General features: G+C 36.4%; 18 protein-coding genes. 11 read left to right on the top strand and 7 right to left on the bottom strand.

Annotated features, from left to right (window positions below):
* Positions 1 to 118: 118 nt before the first annotated feature.
* Positions 119 to 589, top strand: a complete 471-nt coding sequence (locus B1NLA3E_RS11830) for an HAD family hydrolase (protein ID WP_015594070.1) — start codon at positions 119 to 121, stop codon at positions 587 to 589.
* 166 nt (positions 590 to 755) lie between these two features.
* Positions 756 to 1,646 (top strand): DegV family protein, encoded by an 891-nt coding sequence (locus tag B1NLA3E_RS11825; RefSeq protein WP_015594069.1) that lies wholly within the window; start codon positions 756 to 758, stop codon positions 1,644 to 1,646.
* Positions 1,647 to 1,702: 56 nt separating this feature from the next.
* Here B1NLA3E_RS11825 and B1NLA3E_RS24805 read toward each other — a convergent pair whose 3' ends face one another.
* Positions 1,703 to 1,840: a hypothetical protein gene (locus tag B1NLA3E_RS24805; RefSeq protein ID WP_187292100.1), complete on the bottom strand. Its 138-nt coding sequence runs from the start codon at positions 1,838 to 1,840 to the stop codon at positions 1,703 to 1,705.
* 290 nt (positions 1,841 to 2,130) lie between these two features.
* Between B1NLA3E_RS24805 and B1NLA3E_RS11820 the strand changes: the two genes are divergently transcribed.
* Entirely contained in the window at positions 2,131 to 3,597 is a 1,467-nt protein-coding gene (locus tag B1NLA3E_RS11820) for a protein adenylyltransferase SelO (protein ID WP_015594068.1), read from the top strand.
* Positions 3,598 to 3,790: 193 nt separating this feature from the next.
* Here B1NLA3E_RS11820 and B1NLA3E_RS11815 read toward each other — a convergent pair whose 3' ends face one another.
* Positions 3,791 to 4,930 carry an SLC13 family permease gene (locus B1NLA3E_RS11815; protein ID WP_015594067.1) on the bottom strand — a complete coding sequence of 380 codons (1,140 nt, stop codon included), beginning with the start codon at positions 4,928 to 4,930 and terminating at the stop codon, positions 3,791 to 3,793.
* Between the two features lie 362 nt (positions 4,931 to 5,292).
* Here B1NLA3E_RS11815 and B1NLA3E_RS24800 point away from each other — a divergent pair, with 362 nt between their 5' ends.
* Positions 5,293 to 5,433, top strand: a complete 141-nt coding sequence (locus B1NLA3E_RS24800; RefSeq protein ID WP_144061468.1) for a GapA-binding peptide SR1P — start codon at positions 5,293 to 5,295, stop codon at positions 5,431 to 5,433.
* 334 nt (positions 5,434 to 5,767) lie between these two features.
* Positions 5,768 to 6,331, top strand: a complete 564-nt coding sequence (locus B1NLA3E_RS11810; protein WP_015594066.1) for a hypothetical protein — start codon at positions 5,768 to 5,770, stop codon at positions 6,329 to 6,331.
* A 213-nt stretch (positions 6,332 to 6,544) separates the two neighbouring features.
* Here B1NLA3E_RS11810 and B1NLA3E_RS11805 read toward each other — a convergent pair whose 3' ends face one another.
* Positions 6,545 to 8,134: an acetolactate synthase large subunit gene (locus tag B1NLA3E_RS11805; protein WP_015594065.1), complete on the bottom strand. Its 1,590-nt coding sequence runs from the start codon at positions 8,132 to 8,134 to the stop codon at positions 6,545 to 6,547.
* A gap of 328 nt (positions 8,135 to 8,462) precedes the next feature.
* Between B1NLA3E_RS11805 and B1NLA3E_RS11800 the strand changes: the two genes are divergently transcribed.
* The gene (locus tag B1NLA3E_RS11800; protein WP_236619568.1) at positions 8,463 to 8,654 is read left to right on the top strand and encodes a hypothetical protein; all 192 of its coding nucleotides are present in this window, start codon (positions 8,463 to 8,465) and stop codon (positions 8,652 to 8,654) included.
* Between the two features lie 219 nt (positions 8,655 to 8,873).
* Here B1NLA3E_RS11800 and B1NLA3E_RS11795 read toward each other — a convergent pair whose 3' ends face one another.
* From B1NLA3E_RS11795 to B1NLA3E_RS11785, 3 genes are all read right to left on the bottom strand, one after another.
* Entirely contained in the window at positions 8,874 to 10,334 is a 1,461-nt protein-coding gene (locus B1NLA3E_RS11795) for a DUF4153 domain-containing protein (RefSeq protein ID WP_041580484.1), read from the bottom strand.
* A 68-nt stretch (positions 10,335 to 10,402) separates the two neighbouring features.
* The gene (locus B1NLA3E_RS11790; RefSeq protein WP_015594062.1) at positions 10,403 to 11,041 is read right to left on the bottom strand and encodes an HAAS signaling domain-containing protein; all 639 of its coding nucleotides are present in this window, start codon (positions 11,039 to 11,041) and stop codon (positions 10,403 to 10,405) included.
* A complete protein-coding gene (locus tag B1NLA3E_RS11785; RefSeq protein WP_015594061.1) occupies positions 11,022 to 11,369 on the bottom strand; it encodes a PadR family transcriptional regulator in 348 nt (115 codons plus the stop codon). Before B1NLA3E_RS11785 ends, B1NLA3E_RS11790 begins: the two co-directional genes overlap by 20 nt.
* A 245-nt stretch (positions 11,370 to 11,614) precedes the next feature.
* Between B1NLA3E_RS11785 and B1NLA3E_RS23955 the strand changes: the two genes are divergently transcribed.
* Positions 11,615 to 11,905, top strand: coding sequence for a phospholipase (locus tag B1NLA3E_RS23955; RefSeq protein WP_083935090.1), 291 nt, complete (start codon positions 11,615 to 11,617; stop codon positions 11,903 to 11,905).
* 275 nt (positions 11,906 to 12,180) lie between these two features.
* Here the strand turns inward: B1NLA3E_RS23955 and B1NLA3E_RS25315 are convergent, their stop codons facing one another.
* Entirely contained in the window at positions 12,181 to 12,474 is a 294-nt protein-coding gene (locus tag B1NLA3E_RS25315) for a hypothetical protein (protein WP_015594060.1), read from the bottom strand.
* A gap of 384 nt (positions 12,475 to 12,858) precedes the next feature.
* Here B1NLA3E_RS25315 and B1NLA3E_RS11775 point away from each other — a divergent pair, with 384 nt between their 5' ends.
* The 4 genes from B1NLA3E_RS11775 to B1NLA3E_RS11760 all read left to right on the top strand — a co-directional run bounded on the left by B1NLA3E_RS11775 (position 12,859) and on the right by B1NLA3E_RS11760 (position 17,576).
* Positions 12,859 to 13,662 (top strand): prohibitin family protein, encoded by an 804-nt coding sequence (locus B1NLA3E_RS11775; RefSeq protein ID WP_015594059.1) that lies wholly within the window; start codon positions 12,859 to 12,861, stop codon positions 13,660 to 13,662.
* A gap of 193 nt (positions 13,663 to 13,855) precedes the next feature.
* Entirely contained in the window at positions 13,856 to 14,281 is a 426-nt protein-coding gene (locus B1NLA3E_RS11770; RefSeq protein WP_041580483.1) for a DUF1801 domain-containing protein, read from the top strand.
* Between the two features lie 49 nt (positions 14,282 to 14,330).
* Positions 14,331 to 14,984, top strand: coding sequence for a YdeI/OmpD-associated family protein (locus tag B1NLA3E_RS11765; protein ID WP_015594057.1), 654 nt, complete (start codon positions 14,331 to 14,333; stop codon positions 14,982 to 14,984).
* A gap of 210 nt (positions 14,985 to 15,194) precedes the next feature.
* Positions 15,195 to 17,576 (top strand): polyprenyl synthetase family protein, encoded by a 2,382-nt coding sequence (locus tag B1NLA3E_RS11760; protein ID WP_015594056.1) that lies wholly within the window; start codon positions 15,195 to 15,197, stop codon positions 17,574 to 17,576.
* Positions 17,577 to 17,596 lie beyond the last annotated feature (20 nt).

Below are 17,596 nucleotides of genomic sequence, written 5' to 3'. Positions count from 1 at the left end.
CAAATTAAAGGTAAAAGCCTTCATATATTTGAGGGCTTTACCTTTTTTTAGTTTGTTCCAAAACTCTAGCAAAATTAAAAATGAATTATGATGAACGAGGGAAAGGAAGTATATTGTTATGATTAGTATTGTTATACCTGGGTTTGGTGATATTGACATAAAAAATTTAATTTTAGATTTTAACGGAACCATAGCAAAAGATGGATTTTTAATTAAGGGTGTTGTCGAATTAATTAAAAGGGTTGTCCAATCCGTTGAAATATATGTCATAACTGCTGACACATTTGGCAGTGTTGCAAATGAACTGAAGGATCTTCCGGTGAAAATTATTCCAATGGAGACACATGATGAAAGAAACGAAAAGCTAGCACTAGTAAAAAATCTTGGCTCTAAAGGAACAGTTTCTATCGGAAATGGAGGGAACGATGAGTGGATGCTTAAGGAATCACTAATAGGTATATGTATAATAGGGCAGGAAGGCTGTTCAACGAAGGCGCTCCATAGTGCTGATTTAGCAATAACTGATATAAAAAACGCCCTGGAGTTATTTATTTTTACCAAAAGATTAAAAGCAACCTTGAGATTCTAAATAATTGGCTATGTTAAAGCTAAATGTTGATTTTGCTCACCAGGGCAGGAATGCAAAAGTTTTAAGACGTAAAAACGGAGAAAGAATGAAGTAGTACAAGAAAAATAAGTATAAAGATAAATGGAGATTGGGTTAAGATGGTAGTATAACTTTTGGGAGGGTATTAATGATAAAAATTTTGGCTGATTCGACATGTGATTTATCAAATACTGTACTTAAATTATTCGATATAAGCTTAGCTCCATTAACAATAAATATAGATGGGAAAATCTATAAAGATAGGGTAGATATTGAACCAAATGACTTCTATGAAATGATGGAGGGGTTATCTGAGTTTCCCACCACAGGTACACCAAGTCCAACAGAATACTTAGAAATAATGATTAAGGCCGTTAAGGACGGATTCAAGGAAGTATTATGTATATGTATGTCAAGTGGAACGAGTGGGGCATATCAATCTGCTGTAATAGCAAAAGATTATTTCTATGAGGGCAACCCAGATTCAACAGTAAAAATACATGTAGTTGACTCAAAATGTATGAGCCACGGAAGTGGTTGGTTAGTAATGAAAAGTGCAATGATGCGGGAACAAGGAGTTTCCTTTGAAGAAATTGTCGAATTTATCGAGAATTGTAAAACAAATGTAAAACATTTTTTATCTGTTGACGATTTAAATCATTTAATAAAGAGTGGTAGACTCACAAATGCAAGTGCATTTATAGGTAAGATTTTAAATCTTAAGCCAATAATGTCTATGAGGAACGGAAAAGGAGCAATAGTTGCAAAGGAAAGAGGTTGTAAAAGAGTACTTAAGCATTATGTTCATGAGTTTATTAAACGAAATGATAAAGAAATTACGGAATTTGTAATAATTGGATATACATCTGATATAAAAATTGCTGAAACTCTAAAAGAAAAAATTGAAATAGAAACGGATTTTTCGGGGGATATCTATATTATGCAAATGGGAGTTTCTGTAGGAACCCATGTTGGCTTAGGGGCCATTTCTATGTTTTTCGTAGAAAAGCGGGACAATCAGTACAAAAATCTATCATAAAGAAACGGAACCTGTTGCTAAATATAAAAGGATAGATTAAGTAGATGGTTCTCACTTTATCTATCCTTATTACTTGTCAAAATCAAAGGCATCCGAAGTACAACAGCTTGCTGGTACTGTTGAACAATTCGAATGGACAGTATAAAAATAACAACCATTATAAAAAGGATTAAAAGAATAATATTCATCCACATTAAAATCAACTCCCTAATGGTAATAATTCTAACAATCTATAATCATATTTTAATCTATTTTGTATGGTAAAACAATGAATCTTAACCAGTTTGTGGAACTATGTTATTATTAAAAAACAACATTTCCAGTGATTGAACCCACTGATCACCGTGATATGGCGGAGCAAATACTCTATTTGATCAAATGAATATTAATACGACATAAGTAAAAACTAAAATGGCTGTCTTGTGCAGATTTTATTAAAAGAAAAACTGAGATAAAAAAAGGCAAAAGATAGAAGGGGGATACGATGACAAAGAGAAATGAATCTGGATGGAACTTTGACAACAGTTATGCTCGTCTTCCAAAGTTATTATTTAGTAACCACACCCCAACTCCTGTACATTCACCGGAGTTGATCATACTGAATTCTTCGTTAGCAACATCCCTTGGATTGAACGGAGAAGTGCTGCAAAGGAAAGAAGGCATAGCAACGTTTGCTGGTAACCAGATTCCCGAAGGAGCTTCTCCTATTGCACAAGCTTATGCTGGGCATCAATTCGGTCATTTTACCAAGTTAGGGGACGGCCGGGCATTGCTTATTGGCGAACAAATCACTCCGAAAGGTGATAGGTTTGATATTCAGCTTAAGGGTTCTGGTAGAACGCCATATTCTCGTGGGGGTGATGGTCGAGCGTCACTTGGACCGATGCTACGAGAATACATCATCAGCGAAGCCATGTATGCGCTGGGTATTCCTACTACCCGTAGTTTAGCCGTAGTGACTACAGGTGAGTCCGTAATCCGCGAAACCGCACTTCCTGGTGCAATTCTGACCCGCGTTGCTACCAGTCATCTGCGCGTTGGAACCTTCCAATTTGTTGCAAAATGGGGCACGATTGAGGAACTCCAAGCCCTGGCTGATTATGCATTGCAACGGCATTTTCCATATGTTGAAGCTGATGAGAGTCGGTATCTTTCGCTGCTTCAGGGAGTGATCAAACGTCAGGCAGAGTTGATTGCAAAATGGCAATTGGTTGGTTTTATTCACGGGGTGATGAACACCGACAACATGACCATTAGTGGGGAAACTATCGATTATGGTCCTTGCGCCTTCATGGATACCTATGAACCTGCAACGGTGTTCAGTTCTATTGACAGAGAAGGTCGCTATGCTTATGGTAATCAGCCGTATATTGCTGGGTGGAATCTAGCACGTTTTGCTGAGACCATTTTGCCACTGCTGCATGAGAATCAGGATCGGGCAATCGAACTTGCTCAGGACGCGATGTCAAATTTTAACGAGTTATTTCAATCGAACTGGTTCGGGGGTATAAGAGCAAAATTAGGATTATTTAACGTAGAGCCACAAGATGAAGCCCTTATCGAAGACCTCCTCAGTATGATGCAAAAGTATCGCGCAGACTATACCAACACCTTCCTATCATTAACTTATGATAAGACTGAGGATTCGGTCTTGTCAGGCACCGAAGAATTTAAACAGTGGTATGAGAGGTGGCAGACGAGACTAACAAGGCAGGAGGACTCGAAAGATTTTTCTTCTCAGTTGATGAAGAACAGTAATCCTTCCGTAATTCCTCGGAACCATCAGGTAGAAGCGGCACTTGAAGCTGGAGTGAAACAGGGAGACTCCAGTGTAATGGAGGAACTTCTTGATGTTCTATCCGACCCATACGCTTACAGCCCTGAAAAGATTGATTACTGCAAACCACCTGAGCCATCAGATAAACCTTATCGAACCTTCTGCGGAACGTGATAATGAACACAGCTTTATTTAAAGAAAGGCTGTGTTTGGAGCGGAAGGTGCGAGACTCCTGTCCCGCGGAAAGTAGTACCTGGAGCGGAAATCAACAGACAAGGTTTTAAAAAAAGAAATTAGGTAAAATCCAAAAAACACTCTTCAATTATTTATTGGCGAGTGTTTTTTGGATTTTGATGTTTAAAAATTGCTAGATTCTAAAAATAACGTAATGAACTAAAGTAAGAAAAACTAAAAACGTAAAGTTATAAATACTGAACTTAATTAAATACATTTTACTATCTTGTGGGTTTGCTTGAATGAATAGTTTATAGGAGATCACACTGGCTAATGATGCAACAATTGTTCCAAGTCCCCCTAAATTCACTCCTAATAATAACGGTTTCCAGTCTGTTGTAAAGTGAGAAAGAAGGATTGAAGCAGGGACATTGCTGATCAATTGACTTAAAAAAATCGAACTAAAAAATACGGAAGTGCTGTCTTTTAGGTTTGCACTTGCAAATGCGTGTACTGCATTTGTATTCGATATATTCCCAATGAAAATAAAAAAACTTAAAAAGGTAATTAGCAGCAGATAATCAATTTTAAGTAGTAAATTCCGATTCAATAGCACAACTGTTATTAGCGTAATCATTAACCCAATTTGATAACTTATTAATCCTAAAATGGAAGCTATAATGACCGCCAATACTATGCCCCAAATCAATGCTTCCTTTCGATTCACTATTGAAATAGTAGGAAGCTCTACTTTAAGTTCACTTTTTGGAAGTCTTTTAATGGAAAAATACATCAATCCGATTCCAAGTACAGCTATTAAAAGGATGGTTGCAAAAAATGCCATAGGCTTAATTCCATAATAAGAATAGATAAACAAATTTTGTGGATTTCCCATTGGAGTTAGGCTGCTGCCGATATTTGCAGCAACTGTTTGGAGAATAATGGTCTCCATCATTTTCATGTTTGTCTTTTTACTAATAATTAAAGTTAAAGGTACAAAAGTAAGTAAGGCAACATCGTTCGTTACGAACATCGAGCAAACAAAACAAAGAGAAATGAGAATAGCGGATACTGTTCTGCTATTATTGCATTTATTTAATATTGTAATGGCAAATTTGTCTAAGAGTTTAAGCTCCTCAAAGGCCTTGATAGCAATCATTAGATTAAATAAACTGACCATAACCTTAGGGTTAATATATTCAAGCTTGGGAGTATGAAGGAAACAGCTTGCGATTGCAAGTATAAGGGAGATGGTAAACACCATGTCTTTTTTTAGAAAATCAAATTTCAAATTTATTCTTTTATTATTTTGAATGATTACATATTCTTTCACTTTATAGCCTCGCCAATCTATGTTTGGTAGAAATTAACTAAAAACTTGGTATTCTCCTAAAAGGTTTTTTTTTAATAGATTAAGGAAAACACCATAAATTACATTAAATATAAAAGAAGTCGATGTCAACCATGCTTTTTAGTCAGGAATTTTTAATAGAGTGGGAAATGTTGGGGAAAATTAACAAAAATAACAAAAAATAATTTTACAATAATAAATTGAAAAAAGAATAAAATGTGTTATACTCTAATAGTAAATGTGTTATGTTCTTGTGAGAAAATCATTTAATGTGTTACACTTTTGAAAGCGTTATATTATTTACGAGGTCTTTACATTTATTAAATTAATGAGGGGGATTTATCATGTCAAGTATTGCAGTCGTAAAACAAGGGACTATTGTTTGTCAGGTATGTGGAAAAGAAATTGGAGCAGTAGAAAATGTAGATAGTGTTAAAACATGGTACGGTATTTGCCATGAATGTGTCATTAAAAAGAAAAAATAATAACCTATATTTTTGATCCAACATTATAAATATGAAAAATATAATAATTTTTAGATCGACCTAATAGTGGTCAATGATTTTAATATAATGGAAAGCAGAAGATCAACCCTTCAAGGTGACTTCTGCTTTTTTGTATTGGGATTCCCATTTATATCTCTTTCCCACTGTGTAAGTCTAAACTCTACCCAAAAAGGGAATAGGGCAGGCAACAAAATCACTATGTTAAATTCAATAGTCTATTTTGAATTAAACCTAAGTCATCGGTTCCGCCACCAATTAATGATTAATATAATGGACTGTATCTAACTTGAAACGCTTAAGTCGAGGTGAACTGATGTATTTTTTTAAATCTAATTTTGAGGATATTCGTTTAGCCCAATTAGCGTTCCGCAAACAAACAAAAACGAAGCGGCTTGTTTTAGGTGCTTTTTTATCGAGTATTGCAGCTGTTCTCCAAGCAGCAGGCGGTTTTTTACCAGGGGTAGGATACTTTATAAGCCCATTTGCGACTGGACCGATTCTTTTGTGCTCCATGCTTTCTCTTCCGCTTGGAGCAATATCCTTTTTACTTTCCAATCTATTGCTTCTAATCCTTCAGCCTAGTGAAATTATTGTGTTCCCGTTTACGACTGGTTTGTTAGGACTGGGTATCGGTGCTGCTTTTTACTTTTTCAAGAAGAGATTGAGCCTAATTGTTGCTAGTAGCACTCTTTTGACCTTGGGAATTATTTTCCTATTATATGTTTTGCAATTTCCAGTCCTTGGTCCAGCCGTTTCTGCTTCCTTTTCATTACTCACAACAAGTGGTATTTTTTTATTTGCATTAATGTACAGCTGGATATGGGTTGATATCGGCTTCCTTTTTTTAAGAAAAATAAAAACGATTATAAAGTTGTAGCTTTCCAAATCACACTTGTGTTTGGAGCAACACCAATTTTTATACCAGGTGGTTTAAAGATCCAAAGCTGGTAATGTACACTTGCCTAATCCATTGAAATTCTCTCTATTTGTTTTGGTCGCTTCATCATAGCCCCCTAGAATAAGCCTTACTATTTACATTTTCAAATGACAGTAGTCCATTTTCTAGGTTAAAAGGGAGAAGTGGCCATTTTTATAAAGCAATTTCAATTAAGACAATTTCTTCTAAAGTCTGAAGTTTTTCTTTAAGAACGTTTTCAAAATCTCTGAGGTCACTAATGCGGACTCCTTTAATTCCGAAGCTAGCAGCTAATTGAACAAAATCTGGGTTCTGGAAGGTTACTCCGTAATTTGTTCCAAACATCTTGTTCATTTGTTGCACTTCAAGTTTTAACATCGAATCATTTAAAACAATAATAATCAATGCGAGACCAAGGCGTTTGGCTGTCTCTATTTCAGCAAAATTCATTAGGGCACCTCCGTCACCAGTAATACAAATTACAGGGTCATTTGGGCAAGCAAGCTTTGCTCCGATGGAACCTGGCAATGCAATACCCATTGAAGCGAGTCCATTAGAGATGATTAACTTGTTTGGCACTTTGGGCTGATACGTTCGTGCGATTGAAACTTTATGGGCACCAACATCTGAAATCACAATCGTATTCTCTGAAGAATATTTTTCAATAATATGTAGAACATTCTCAATTGTTAAGGGAAGCAAGCTGGGTTTGTCCGGGTTCCTATTAATTTGATATGCTGTCTTTATTTGTTCCTGAAGATTCCCTGTAGGGACCCATGATTTGGGATGAATTTCAGATTCAAGAAGCAATTGGAGTGTCTTTTTTATATTTCCGACTAATTCAACCTCTACAGGATAATATTCATTTATTTCTGCTGGTAAAGTATCGATATGTAAAACTGAAAGTTTCCTTTCATTCCAAGCCTTTGGTAGTTTTTCTACAAAGTCGAGACCTATGACAATTAATAGATCCGCTTCTTTGATACCCTGTAAAACTAAATCGTTTTCGTTAAATCCAAATGTAAAATAATTAAGTGGGTGTTCTTTAGCTAGCACTCCTTTTGTCATAAAGCTGTGTGTAACAGGGGATTGAAGGGTGTTGATAAAGGTCTGAAGTTCAGGGAAGGCATTTTGTTCAAGTACCCCATGTCCAATTATCAAAAATGGTTTCAGATGTTTTTGTAAAAGGTTATTTGCAGCCTTTATTGCTCCTGAAACAGGGACACTTTCGGGCAATGGTGTAATGGGCAAGGGCTTATTTGGAATCATTTGTGCTGAAAAGTTCTCTGGCAATGAGATGGCCACCGCACCGGATTTTCCCATTTTTGCCGCTCGGAAAGCCTTTCGAATAATAGTAGGAACCGTTTGTGATTCCTTGATTTGTGTGCTCCATTTTGTTACGGGCTCGAATATTTTAACGATATCTAAATATTGATGTGATTCTTTATGTTGCCGTTCCATACCAGCTTGGCCGATTAAAGCCACCACGGGTGAATGATCGAGGTGTGCACTGGCGATACCTGTCATAAGATTGGTAGCTCCTGGACCAAGCGTCGATAAACAAACTCCTACTTTTTTTGACAATCTTCCATATACATCTGCCATAAATGCAGCACCTTGCTCGTGCCTAACATTCACAAACTGAATTTGTTTTGATTTTGATAACGAATCAGCAAGATCGAGTGTTTCCTTGCCGACGATTCCAAATACAAATTCAACTCCTTCATTTTCTAAGCATTGTACAAGTACATCCGTTACCTTCATATTTCCTCCTTTAAGATCTTCATTTTATGCAAGATGTAAATAGGTTTAACACAGAAGTTATTTTATATCCAATTTGAAGGAAAAGGGGGTACTTAAAGGGGACAATCAGAAGTTTTGCGCGACAGAAAGGCACAACTTAGGGAGACTTTACTGCTCGTTGTGCCTTTATTTTTCGTATGCAACAGACTAAAAAAAATAGTGATAAAATTCAGAATATTGACACAAACCAAAAATATATAATTGTCATTATTTGGTATAATATTAACAAGAGGGAGACAAAGAAAAAGATTAATACTATCCCTCAAATCATATGAAAGAAGGTGGCGAAATGTCATTCGCTAATTTTGATGAATTGGTAGAAATCTGTTGGGGAATGGAGGAAGAGCAAGAAAGGTTAAACATGGTAAAACCCATTATGGAGCGGTTAAATCTCATGGAAGTTCCGATTGAGGATTCTAAACGGTGGTGGGAAGAGGCGGCAAAAGAAATTTTAAGAGAAAGAGAGTTATTTCATGTCTGAAATGTATATTTATAGTAGTTCATAATCCTCCGTTTTTTCCGAATTTAGGAATGACGGAGGATTTTTTTTGATAATTCCTGATAAGAATGGGGGGACATATGGAAGATTTGGAAGAAGCCTTGGGGTAACGGCGAAACAAATGCGATTCATATGGTTTTTTTCAGGAAAGTTCCATTACAAAAACAAAGCGTGCAAATTTCTCTGCACGCTCCACCCAAACTATTCTAACTCTAACCCTCTAAGTTTCTCCTTCGCCAATTCCCTCTTCAAATTATAAGACCGCCAGCTAGAACGATCGGCGTCAAGAGCCATTTTTCTTTCCTTTATTAAATCTTTTAATCCAGGTATTTCCTTGTCTTTTTCATAAAGCTCAACTAATCCAATATCTCCAGAATAGGATAGGTTGTTAAAATAATATGGATCAATTTTTCCAGTTTGCTCGTAACGGTCAATGTTATTTGTGACGACCATTTTTTCAACATCAAGCATATTCATGGCAGCGTAATATAGTAATGCACTAATGAAATAGAAGTGAAATAGAGACAGCTTTTCAATCCAAATTTTAAACAAAGTGTACACATAAATGACAACTAGAAAAATCATAAAGGAGTGCGCCATAACCCTGATAAAAGTGAAACCATAGGCGTCTTCATACATACTTAAGCGCATAAATGCTGAGCTTAACATGACGGCGCTTGACAGCACTAGCACTGTCAGTAGGATTTGAGTTAATCGTTTTGTCCGGCGAACATTTCTATCCACAAAATTAAGCACCAAAACCGTAATTGACAGATTGATTAGCGTGACAAATAGCAATTCGAAAAAGCCTTTTCTTGCATACTCGGCATAGGTAAGGTCACCTTGTAATGACCCGCTAAAAAAGTATTTGAATTGGACTATCGTAAAAAGCAAATAAACGGCATTCATTAAAACGAGTACTGTTATACTAATAATCGCATCCATTTTAAAGGAAGTACTGTTGTCTTTATTCATGATGGCTTTTATTTGTTTTTTTAACAAAACCTGCATTAGTCCAAAGAAAGCAAGGGTATAAATCAGAACCACAATGACTCTTATGAAACTTTCCACATCAATTATCTGGAATAGCTGTGGAATATCACCCATCATTCTTTCAAATTGGGTATCCGCTGACATAAGAAGAGGGAGCACCACCAAAAAAACTGGAATGGAGATGAACAAGCCAATCAATATTTTTTTCCAGATTATATATTTATCCTCATTCAAGCCCTGTTTAAAAATTTTCCCGAGTACTGATGCTAAAACGGCATTATATTTCACAGATTCAATCAATCTTGAGAACAGATAACGAAGAAACACAGGCTTGTTCCACGACAATCTTTTTTGACTTGTCACCAAAACGAGATGGAAAATCACGAGGCCTGGAATGACTAATAAATTCAAACCATAAAAAAACTGATTGGTATGAATGAAAAAGCTGCTAGCCAATAACCAAATACATATAAGGATGAGATAGCCAAAACGTTGATGTGAAAATGAAAAACCGCGAAAGCGCCAAAAGAACACAGCATAAAAGATGAAGATAAACACCAAGTAAGAAATGCCAATCTGATCTCTGAAAAAAGCTTCCTCGGCCGTTATTCCAAGCACAAGACACAATATTAAAAAAATCCAATCAGATTTGTTTAGTTTCATTTCCATCTTCTTATCACTCCAAAGTAGAATTTCTATATACAAAGCATTGCTAGGTATATAAGCAAAAAAAGTGCTTATATCGAAGCTTTTTTCCCCCATAGATAGCCAATCCAGCTGACTGGATATAAGGTGATGGTAAAAATGATACAAGCGATAATAAAAGTTTTTGTTAATAACGGGGCAAACCATGAATGTGGGACAATCTCTAAAACTGTTAGAAACATCAATGTTAAGTTAGGGATTAATGCCACAAAAAACGTTTTATTCAGCAGCTTTCTGCCCCCATAACCAAATCCCTTGCCAATTTCATAGCCTAATAACGCCCAAAAGATCATATATACAAACGAAATAACAATCGGAATCGTGGTTAAGTTATCCCAGATGATTGATAACCACTTCCACTTATAAAGATTATGTACCAAGGTTAATGTGCTGCCTCCCCCGAAGAAGAGGATATTGATGCTGATAAAAAGCCATTTCATATTACTTGGAGTAACGGAGAGTTCATCCTCCCAAGCCAAAGCAATTTCCTCAGGGGATCCGAGCCGTGAGGTAATACGCTCTATTACCTCCGCCTCACTTTTGCAATCATAGGCTTCCAAAATGATTTCATCAATATGTGTTTCATACTCAAGCAGAATACTGTCTTTGTCTTGATGATTTCCGAGTCCTATTGCTAGTTCAGCTAAAAATTTATTCTTCGGCTGGTCCATGATTAGATCTCCCTATCACCTTGTTCATCACTTTAACAAATTCCTGCCATTCTTTGGTTTTTTCATTTAACATTGATTTCCCTGCATTGGTAATTCGATAATACTTTCGAGCAGGTCCTTTTTCTTGTTCCTGCCAATAGAATTCAATATACTCCTGCTTTTCAAGCTTGTGAAGGGCCGGATATAGAGTTCCTTCTTTCACACTTAAGCCATTGTCACTGCGCTGCTCTAATTCCTTCACCAATTCATAGCCATACATATCACGCTCATTTAATAATTGGAGCAGAATGAGCGATGTACTCCCTTTAACTAATTCCCGATTAAACATATCATCACCTACCTAGAATTATTAGGTACATAGAAATACTACTGCTATTTTTAAACAATGTAAAGCATTATTGGAAAAATTTTTCTAGGGGATAAGAGGGGATTTTAAATTAATAGTCTTGAAACCAAAATCCATCCGGGGCATATAACGGTACTAGCGAAAGAACCAAATCAAATAGGTATCCAAACATACTCCTCCCAATCATATTTCATATATATAAATGATGGGAAGGAGGTGTTTGAAAGATGTCTTCACATGAAAGAAATCAAGGATTATGTTTATTTCCAGGCTATAGATGGTGTGGTCCAGGCTGTAGCGGACCTGGTGCTCCGATAAATGATGTTGATGCTTGTTGCAAAAGTCACGATAAATGTTTAAGAAAAGAACGCTCACGGCGGTGTCAATGTGATCGGGAATTTGTAAATTGTTTGCGCCCAAAAGTGAACTTTCATTCAGAGAAGGGAAGAACGGCTGCACTGATGTACGGATACATGAACTTCCAAACGATGTTTAGTTGCAGTATACCCAAAAGATAATGGATGAGGCGAATTGAAGTAATGTGGACTTTACTCAATTACTGGAGTGACCAAACAGAGAAAAAAAGAGAATAAACGTTCACTCCAGCGGAGAAACTTAATTGTTTTCATTCCAATCACATAAAGCGCTCCTCGATATCGAGAAGCGCTTTACGTCTGCAGAAGGCGGCTGCATGCTATGGGGAAAGATAATTTCTTATTTAAGTTTTTCGCTCACTATTTAGTTTTTTTGGAATTGAAATTCGGTTTTCCCTCCTCTCTCTATTTAAATTTTACTATTTATCACCTGGACCTATAAACCGTAAGGCTTCGGGGGAACAGATCCTAACTTTTCTTTTTATTTCCTCGATTTGAATTCTAATCAAGCTGGACACGCGACTTCCCTGTTTGGAAAATATGCCCGCTTGTAAAACCAGTTTTATGGAGTCACTCTTCACTTTTACGGTCATTTTAAACATCGTCATGACCTTAACCCTGTGGGGAACCTTTCGGACGGGCTCCTGAATTTCACTTCCATTCGAACTGTTGGCTTGAGCAGGAACCTTTGGATGTAGATTAAATAGTTTCACACTATCACTACCTTTCCGAAAAGATTCAGGGTTCTTTCCCTGTTAGTTTAGTAATTCCAGATGAAAGGTAATGTTTCCTCTAAATAGTGGCTCCCTTTTCATCGTCATTTTCCTTTGAAAACGGTCTAATATCTATCGTTATTGTGGAAATTCGAGAAAATCTATTATCTAAAATGGAAGTTTGCTGGATAAGCTTGATAGAAAATGACGAACATTTAATATCCATACTTAGTGATTATTGTATGACTGATTTGTGGAATCACCATTGGTTGGAATGGAATTTTAATAGAAATCGGCAAAGTTTGCTGGATTTGTCATAATCTCTAAAGGAATAGTTAAACAAAGTTAGAAGTAGTATATATGAGTACATAAAAGGAGGATTTTATGAATAAGAATAAACTAATTACAGCAGGTGTTATTGGAGTATTAGTATTAATTCTAATTTCTTTTTCAGTCACTACTGTAGCATCCGGTCATAGAGGTGTTCTTTTACAATTGGGAGCAGTAAAACCAACTATTTTAGATGAAGGCTTTCACTTTAAGATTCCATTTATACAAACAGTACAACCTATCGAAGTTCGAGTTCAAAAAGAAGAAAGTTCCCAAACCGCTGCATCAAAAGATCTTCAAACGGTAACAGCAACCGTTGCTGTAAACTTTTCTGTGGATCCATCTGCCGTTAATAAACTATATCAAGAGATTGGTTTAGATTATAAATTAAGGATTATAGATCCAGCTATCGCAGAAGCATTAAAAGCAGTAACTGCACAGTACACCGCCGAAGAAATGATATCGAAACGACCTGAAGTATCAGCAAAAGTGAAAGACATGTTAGAAGCAAAATTAACAAAATATTTTATGAAACTCGAAGAAATAAATATAAAAGAATTTGCTTTCAGTGAGGAATTCAACAATGCAATAGAACAAAAGCAAACAGCTGAACAAAATGCTTTAAAAGCAACTAGGGATTTAGAGCGGATAAAAATTGAAGCCGAGCAGCAAATAGCCCAAGCACAAGCCGAAGCCGAAGCCTTAAGATTAAAAAAGGAAGAGGTAACCCCAGAGTTGATTCAATTGAAACAAATTGAGGTACAAGAGAAGGCATTACAAAAATGGGATGGGAAATTACCGAGCGTAACAGGCGGAGCAACGCCGTTTATTGATATAACAGGTATAACGGGCAAATAGAAATCTATCAAATAATTAAAATATCAAAAGGTTGGTGTCGTCTCCATTCAGACCATTGGATGGTGCCAAACACCAGCCTTTTGTTAAAATAAGGCGGTGAAAGAAGGAAAAAAGCGCTTAATATAGAAGTTTTATTGTATTTAGATGAATTTCTGTTAAATATTAAAGAGCATAGCAAAAGGGGGGCTTAATTATTTACGAATTAAAAACAAAAGAAACCGACAACAATGTAATTGAGTTTATTGAAAATGTTGAAAACCCTAAAAAACGTGAAGATGCTTATAAATTATTAGATATATTTACTGAAACAACAGGGAATAAAGCTAAGATGTGGGGACCAAGTATTATTGGGTTTGGTAAATATCATTATAAATATGAATCAGGTCATGAAGGTGATGCACCATTAGTGGGCTTTTCACCTCGCAAAGCAAAAATCAGTTTGTATTTTGCTACAGGTGACAAAAAACGGATGGAGTTGTTAATGGACTTTGGAAAGCATACAACTGGAAAAGGATGTGTGTACATTAATAAAGTAGCTGATATTGATGTTGAAGTTTTAAAAGCTTTAATTGAACAATCGGTAAGATTTTTAAAAGAAATCTATCCAAATAATATTTGAGAAAAATTCATATTTTTCCAATTGATAAAAAATTTTTAAGGGGTCTGTCATGTCAATAATTGAAAAATTAAAACTTAATAAATACAATAATATGGCCATAATCAATCAACCAAGTGACTATGACGTCTTTATTGATCAAAAGTCAACATTATTGAAAGACCATGATGCAATTTTCGTTTTTATAAAAACGATTGATGAAATGGTTACTCAAACTAAATTTATCCTAGATAATGACCAGCTATTACTTGAGAAAGGCTATTTATTTTTCGCTTACCCCAAAAAAGGAAACACTCGTTATGAAACATTTGTTCACCGAGACGAAATATTTCCCGCAATGAATGTGGGAGAAGATGGCTATGTAGGGAACAGCGATCTTAAGTTTTCTCGTATGGTAAGCATGGATGATGTATTTACCGTTGTGGGCTTAAAACGCGAGAAAAAGAAAGCACAGAAAACTTCAGCTGCGAGCCGGTGCGTTGAGGATTATCAGGATAATGTGAAGGATGTGGAAGCTTTATTAGGCGACCATCCGAGTGAACTCAAGTTTTTTCAAGGATTAACACCAGGGTATCAAAAAGACTGGGCACGGCACATATTTTCTGCAAAACAACAACCAACGAGAGACAAGCGGTATCAACAAATGGTTGAGATCCTTTCACAGGAATACAAATCACTTGATTTGTTCCGGCAAAAAAAGAAATAGGGACCATGTATTGAACCTAACTTAGCGGAACAATGTAGAATGTGGAATTTTAGTGCTTTAGTGAGGATAGCCTACATACATATAGAAAATAAAAACTAATATCCTACATAAATAATTTTTTGAATGGAATTTAAAAGAGGTTATTATATTTGGTTTTTTAAAGCTTGAATAACATTTATCAGAGGACATTAAGTAGAGGTAGTGTATGGTATGAGTGAGGAGTTAATAAAGAATGCTGATGAGTGTTATCGGCTTGTAGAGCAGAGGGCTTCCCATTATTTTAAATCACTAAATGTGCTGGTCTCACAAAAGACCTATGTTTCTACACTAACAAAAGATATTCAATCCTGGAAACACAACCATATCCGTCATCATTCGTTATTTTCCCTATTTTCGGGTGGAAAGGGAAAACCTAGTCCCGAGGATTATCACAATTATATCCAATGGTTGGATCGTACAGGCAAACTTGATCATTACCTGGATCGAAGTATTTCATATATTTTCATGAGGGACCTTGGCAAAGCACTAGACTCAAAAGAGACACAAACCAGTATTCGACGCGTGGTTGACAGTTTGAAAAATCAATTGATTCATTCCAACGAAACGGAACAAGTTGACCAAACTGAGATGTTTAACATGGCTGGGTTGTACCGGAAAGCCCAGTCGGAAGGCATTGAATCGACCATGATTTGGCTAGTTAACAAACTAAAAACAATATCCTCCAATATTCCAAGGGGGTTGGATGCTGAACAAGCCCAGAGAAAACTGATTAAAATTACTGCTGGGGTCCTGATGCATGAAGTTATAGAGATGGATGATGGTGTAACAGCTGATGTACGAGCTCAGAAACTTGATGAAGCGATTAGGTTAGGTTATTCCTATGGTCTTACATATCCCTTTATTGACGACCTTTTGGATGCAAAAGTCTTATCCGCTGAAGAGAAAAAACAATATTCTGATTTGATACGGACCACCCTTATCACTGGAACTGTTCCGGAATTGGGAGAGTGGGCTGGAAATAACGCGGTTTTAATCCGTTTTATTCATTCGGAACTCCGAGATGCTTTTGAGTATATTAAGGCCAAACAACGACCAGGGACAATAAAAAAATTTTTTGAGCAATCGTATGTGTTTTTTAATTCCCAGGAAGTGGACCGCGAAAAGGATTTATCCAATCCAAATTACACCAATGAGGAGCTTTATATCCCAATCATCTTAAAATCTTCTTTTTCACGATTGATTGCCCGTTCAGTAATCAGTGCTCCTCTTGACGAAGGATTTGACAACAGAACATTCTTTTATGGAATATACAACCAGCTGGCGGATGATTTTGCAGATATGTTTGATGACATGAAGGATAGTGCCGTTACCCCTTATACTTATTATTTGAAATATCATGATAAACGCTCGGATCTTATTAACCCTTTTGAATTATACTGGACAGTCATCTCCAATTTAATCCATAACGTATATCACACAGACCCCAAGACATGTGAAGTGATTCTAGATCGTGCAATAAACGGTTTGAAGCGATTCAAAGAAAGAATGGGAACGAAAAAATACAACGAAGTTATGTTGTTATTTTCTTCTGGGAATCCAAAATTCAACACTCTAATCCAAAAAATGGTTCGGAAAGCGGACGATGTGGATTTCTTTGACAAACTTCTTCGTGATCATATGATAACCATGCTAAAAAATGAAAGGAAGGAGCAGGAAGAATTTTTAGATACAATCGAAACCGTACGAAATCAAATTAACAGTATCTTAAAAATCCCTAAAATTGAAACCGTTTCTTTGAATGAGCCAATCGTTGACGCTGCAAATTACAGTCTTGATGGTGATGGAAAACGGCTAAGGCCAATTATCGCTTGGGTCATGGGCGTTAAGGGGTATGGGTTAAAAAGTTCAGCGATTTTGCCACTTCTCCGATCCTTGGAGTATATGCATACTGCGTCATTAATCTTCGATGATCTGCCATCCCAGGATAATGCATCCACTCGCAGGGGTCGGCCAACCATCCATATGTCGTCCACCACTGCCATAGCGGAATTAACTGGTCTCTATCTGACCCAGAAGGCGATTGGGGAACAAACGTCACTTGAAGAATTTGATTCAAAGACCTTACTTAATTTGATTCAATATTCCACACAAATAGCAGAGGATATGTGTAAGGGACAGGCGTTGGACTTGGATTCCAAAGGGAAACAATTGACACTGGACCAATTGAATATGATGTGTTTTTATAAAACTGGGTTAGCATTCGAAGCTTCCCTTATCATGCCGGCCATCCTTGCTCATGCAAAGATGGAGGAAATAGACGCTTTAAAAAAATTTTCTCAACATGCAGGTATTGCCTTTCAGATTAAAGATGATTTGTTAGACGTTGAGGGAGATTTGGCCATACTTGGAAAACCCATAGGCAAAGATGCTGAAAACAACAATTCTACTTTTGTATCTATCCTAGGTTCTGAGGGTGCCAGAAAAGCAATGTGGGATCATTACTGTCTTGCAATTGAAGCTTTGCGAGAATTACCACGTAAAACCACTTTTTTGAAGCATTTAATGAATTATATTGTGAACAGGGACCATTAATTTTTGGGAAAGAGGAATAA

Origin of the sequence: Bacillus sp. 1NLA3E (genome assembly GCF_000242895.2) — a bacterium.
Taxonomy (GTDB): Bacteria; Bacillota; Bacilli; order Bacillales; family Cytobacillaceae; genus Bacillus_BU.
This window is presented reverse-complemented; position numbering and strand designations above follow the sequence as displayed.

Bases quoted from the DNA above. Each gene is read 5' to 3' on its own strand.
- B1NLA3E_RS11830 (WP_015594070.1), top strand. From the start codon at position 119: ATGATTAGTATTGTTATACCTGGGTTTGGTGATATTGACATAAAAAAT.
- B1NLA3E_RS11825 (WP_015594069.1), top strand. From the start codon at position 756: ATGATAAAAATTTTGGCTGATTCGACATGTGATTTATCAAATACTGTA.
- B1NLA3E_RS24805 (WP_187292100.1), bottom strand. From the start codon at position 1,840: ATGTGGATGAATATTATTCTTTTAATCCTTTTTATAATGGTTGTTATT.
- B1NLA3E_RS11820 (WP_015594068.1), top strand. From the start codon at position 2,131: ATGACAAAGAGAAATGAATCTGGATGGAACTTTGACAACAGTTATGCT.
- B1NLA3E_RS24800 (WP_144061468.1), top strand. From the start codon at position 5,293: ATGTCAAGTATTGCAGTCGTAAAACAAGGGACTATTGTTTGTCAGGTA.
- B1NLA3E_RS11810 (WP_015594066.1), top strand. From the start codon at position 5,768: ATGTATTTTTTTAAATCTAATTTTGAGGATATTCGTTTAGCCCAATTA.
- B1NLA3E_RS11805 (WP_015594065.1), bottom strand. From the start codon at position 8,134: ATGAAGGTAACGGATGTACTTGTACAATGCTTAGAAAATGAAGGAGTT.
- B1NLA3E_RS11800 (WP_236619568.1), top strand. From the start codon at position 8,463: ATGTCATTCGCTAATTTTGATGAATTGGTAGAAATCTGTTGGGGAATG.
- B1NLA3E_RS11795 (WP_041580484.1), bottom strand. From the start codon at position 10,334: ATGGAAATGAAACTAAACAAATCTGATTGGATTTTTTTAATATTGTGT.
- B1NLA3E_RS11790 (WP_015594062.1), bottom strand. From the start codon at position 11,041: ATGGACCAGCCGAAGAATAAATTTTTAGCTGAACTAGCAATAGGACTC.
- B1NLA3E_RS11785 (WP_015594061.1), bottom strand. From the start codon at position 11,369: ATGTTTAATCGGGAATTAGTTAAAGGGAGTACATCGCTCATTCTGCTC.
- B1NLA3E_RS23955 (WP_083935090.1), top strand. From the start codon at position 11,615: ATGTCTTCACATGAAAGAAATCAAGGATTATGTTTATTTCCAGGCTAT.
- B1NLA3E_RS11775 (WP_015594059.1), top strand. From the start codon at position 12,859: ATGAATAAGAATAAACTAATTACAGCAGGTGTTATTGGAGTATTAGTA.
- B1NLA3E_RS11765 (WP_015594057.1), top strand. From the start codon at position 14,331: ATGTCAATAATTGAAAAATTAAAACTTAATAAATACAATAATATGGCC.
- B1NLA3E_RS11760 (WP_015594056.1), top strand. From the start codon at position 15,195: ATGAGTGAGGAGTTAATAAAGAATGCTGATGAGTGTTATCGGCTTGTA.